Annotated in this window: 2 protein-coding genes; both read left to right on the top strand. The window is 28.8% G+C overall.

Translation table 11 applies throughout. From position 1 onward, the window contains the following. Nucleotides 1–1,682, top strand: a 1,682-nt coding sequence (locus tag AACZ53_RS14310; RefSeq protein WP_339839845.1) for an ABC transporter transmembrane domain-containing protein, incomplete at its 5' end; no start/stop codon positions are given. A 3-nt stretch (nt 1,683–1,685) separates the two neighbouring features. Beyond that, on the top strand, nt 1,686–3,008 hold the full coding sequence (locus AACZ53_RS14305) for an HlyD family efflux transporter periplasmic adaptor subunit (protein ID WP_339839843.1): 1,323 nt from the start codon (nt 1,686–1,688) through the stop codon (nt 3,006–3,008). Nucleotides 3,009–3,045 lie beyond the last annotated feature (37 nt).

Genomic DNA, 3,045 nt, shown 5'->3' with positions numbered 1-3,045 from the left:
CATTTATTGTTCAATTAATCATCGGGCTTTTTGCAGGTAGTTTATTGCAATTAATTTTTCCGTTTTTAACACAAAGTGTTGTAGATGTTGGTATTCAAAATCAAAATATTCATTTTGTTTACTTAGTTTTAATTGCGCAATTGTTTTTATTCTTTGGAAAAACTGCTTTAGAATTAATACGAAGTTGGATTATTTTGCACCTTTCCACACGAATAAACATTTCTTTAATTTCCGATTTTTTCATCAAATTAATGAATTTACCTATTTCTTATTTTGATGTCAGAATGACTGGAGATATCATGCAACGCATCAACGATCATCACCGAATAGAACGAATTTTAACCACATCATCATTAAGCGTTTTATTCTCTTTTATCAACATGATAATTATGGGAGCAGTTTTAGCTTACTATAATATATCAATTTTTGTAGTGTTCTTTATCGGTAGTTTTTTATACTTTGTATGGGTAACTTTATTCTTAAAAAGAAGAGAAAAACTAGATTACAAGCGATTTTCAGAAGTCAGTCAAGAACAAAGCAAGGTTATTGAATTGATTAACGGAATGCAAGAAATTAAATTGCACAATGCCGAAAAACAAAAACGTTGGGGTTGGGAATATATACAAGCAAGATTATTCAAGGTTTCTATGAAAAGTCTTGTTTTAGAACAAACACAAAGTATTGGTTCAAACTTTATCAATGAATTAAAGAATATCATCATCATTTTCTTATCTGCCAAACTAGTAATTGACGGACAAATTACTTTAGGTATGATGATGGCAATTACAAGTATTGTTGGAAATTTAAATGGACCAATTATTCAGTTAATTGGATTTATTAGAGAATTACAAGATGCAAAAATATCATTAGCACGTTTATCTGAAATTCATGATAAAGAAGACGAAACACAAAACGATGCCGAAAAAACAAAAGAAATTCCAAAAGATGCAGATTTAACCATTAAAGATTTATCTTTCCGATATGTTGGCTCTGATATTCATGTGTTAGAGGATTTAAATTTAACCATTCCAGCCAATAAAATTACAGCAATTGTAGGCACAAGTGGAAGTGGAAAAACAACCTTAATGAAACTTTTATTAAAATTTTACGAACCCATAAAAGGTGAAATTAATATTAATAAAACTTCCTTAAACAATATTACTCAAAAAGCATGGAGAAATCACATTGGTTCTGTAATGCAAGAAGGATTTATTTTTAATGACACCATTGCAAATAATATAGCTATTGGTGAAGACATAATAGATAAAGAGCGATTACAATATGCAGCTGATGTAGCCAATATTAAAGAATTTATTGAAGATTATCCTTTGCGTTATAATACAAAAATTGGTTCAGAAGGTGTTGGAATGAGTACAGGTCAAAAGCAACGATTATTAATTGCTAGAGCTGTTTATAAAAACCCTGAAATGTTGTTTTTTGATGAAGCAACAAGTGCTTTAGATGCAAATAACGAAAAAGAAATCATGGAGAAATTAGATATCTTTTTCAAGAATAAAACGGTCGTTGTAATAGCACATCGTTTGAGTACTGTAATGAATGCAGACCAAATTGTAGTTTTAGAAAAAGGAAAAATAATTGAACTTGGAACCCATGAAGAGTTAGTAGCTTTAAAAGGAAGTTATTTCAAATTAGTTAAGAATCAATTGCAGTTAGGAAGTTAAAATATGCCAAAATATCAAGACATAGAATTAAGAAGCGAAGAAGTTCAAGAAATACTTACTCGTGTGCCACATTGGATGATTCGATGGGGAAATATTATTATAGTAATTTTACTTTTGGTAATGATGATGTTTTCTTATTTCATGAAATATCCGGATATTTTAACTACACAAATCACGATAACCACTCAAAATCCACCTGAAAAATTAGTAGCAAGAACAACAGGAAAGATTGCTAAACTATTGGTCGAAAACAGAACTATAGTTGAACCTAAAACTCCTTTAGCAATAATTGAAAATACTGCAAATTATAAAGATGTTTTCAATTTGAAAGAATGTCTTGATACTATTTCAATAAACAAAACTCAATTTAATTTTCCTTTTGAAAAGTTTACACTTTTGCAACTAGGAGAAATTCAAAATGCTTTTACCATTTTTGAAAAAGATTATATTGCTTATGACTTAAATAGAGATTTAAAACCTTATTCTATCGAGAAGAACGCTCAAGGATTAGAGACAAATCAATTAAAAGAAAGGCTTCAATTGCAACAACAACAATATCAAATTAGTCAAAACGAATTGCAATTAAAAAAGCAAAAATTAGATAGACAAAAAGAGATCTATGACAAAGGAGTTATTTCTACTCAAGAATGGGAAAATCAAAAAATGGATTACCTTCAAGCAGAAAAAAACGTTAAAAATATAAGTTCACAATTATCTCAAATGCGTTCTTCAATTAATGACTTAAATCGAAATTCAGACAACACAAGAGTTAATGAAACAAAAGACAACATTAATCTACTTCGTAATGTGTTGCAATCTTTTAATCAACTTAAAAAAACTATTAATGATTGGGAATTAGCTTATGTATTACGTTCATCAATAAAAGGACAAGTTTCATTCATGCAAATTTGGGTTGAAAACCAAACCATAAATTCAGGGGATCAAGTATTTATTATTGTTCCAACTGATAATAAAAATTACATTGGAAAAGTAAAAGCTCCAGCTCAAAATTCAGGTAAAATAAAAATTGACCAAGATGTAAATATCAGATTGGCTAATTTTCCTGATAGAGAATTTGGGATCATAAAAGGAAAAGTAAAATCAATTTCACTAACACCAGATAAAGACGGAAATTTATTAATTGATATTTCTTTGCCAAACGGAATAGAAACTTCGTACGATAAAAAGATAATTTTTCAGCAAGAAATGTCTGGAACAGCAGATATTGTTACCGAAGATTTGCGTTTGATTGAAAGATTGTTATATCAGTTTAGAGATATTTTTAGTAGACAAAGTGAAACTACATCTTCAAATAAAAATCCTTAGTCAAATTAATATTAGCATTTGAGATAATTGTGAACTT

It is taken from the genome of uncultured Flavobacterium sp. (assembly GCF_963975005.1).
Classification (GTDB): domain Bacteria; phylum Bacteroidota; class Bacteroidia; order Flavobacteriales; family Flavobacteriaceae; genus Flavobacterium.
The sequence above is the reverse complement of the archived record's forward strand: the minus strand, read 5'-3'. Positions and strand labels throughout refer to the sequence as shown.